Genomic DNA, 736 nt, shown 5'->3' with positions numbered 1-736 from the left:
CGAACACTTCTGTCGACCGCATGAAACAAAAGTCCCTTATAGTTCTGAGTTCCGATAAGCCCCCCTCATCCTTGCAAAAATGTGAGCTCTACATGGAATGTCAAGGTGCCTGCTTTTAAAAAACTAAATCGCTTAACCGAAAGCCCTGCCTAAAGGGTGCTCGGGGCATGGCTTTCCGGTTGACCATATCCTGACAAGTATCTAATTCTACAAGACAATGCGGCATAACCACTTTTCAAAGCCCCGAGGAGCGTGATGCGACGAGCCCCACTCCCCACCGCAAACCCAGAACCCCAGCGAGTTTCAAGCAAAGCGCGAAACAAGCCAGACAAACCCCGGAGCGAACGATGAAACACAAAACCCTCTCCATAGTCCACCCCAACGGAACCCGCATCGCCAACGGCGAAAAAATCATCGAAGTCCGCCGCTGGCTTCCCCCTGCCGACCTCACCGGCGACCTGCTCATCGTAGAAAACAAAAACTTCCTCTTCAACGAAGGCGAAACCGACATCGGCATCCCGGTAGCAATCGTAAAAATCAAATCCGTCCGCCCCTTCGAAGAAAAAGACATCCCCGCAGCCTGCGCCACAAGATGGGAACCCGGCTACTACTCCTGGGAACTCACCGAAGTAAGAAAACTAAACTCCACCCAGGAAGTCCTCGCCGCCCGAGGCATCTACGAACTGGATTTAGACCTCTAAATAAAAGACGACAGAAGCTCCCGAGCCCACGAGAC

At 52.4% G+C, this 736-nt stretch carries 1 protein-coding gene; it reads left to right on the top strand.

The window, feature by feature from the left end; translation table 11 throughout:
* The first annotated feature begins 347 nt into the window (after positions 1-347).
* On the top strand, positions 348-701 hold the full coding sequence (locus tag DKL51_RS08855) for an ASCH domain-containing protein (protein WP_011163945.1): 354 nt from the start codon (positions 348-350) through the stop codon (positions 699-701).
* Positions 702-736 lie beyond the last annotated feature (35 nt).

Origin of the sequence: Micromonospora globispora (genome assembly GCF_003857015.1) — a bacterium.
GTDB lineage: Bacteria > Actinomycetota > Actinomycetes > Mycobacteriales > Micromonosporaceae > Micromonospora > Micromonospora globispora.
The sequence above is the reverse complement of the archived record's forward strand: the minus strand, read 5'-3'. Positions and strand labels throughout refer to the sequence as shown.

Excerpts from the sequence above, each read along its gene's own strand:
- DKL51_RS08855 (WP_011163945.1), top strand. The coding sequence starts at position 348 with ATGAAACACAAAACCCTCTCCATAGTCCACCCCAACGGAACCCGCATC.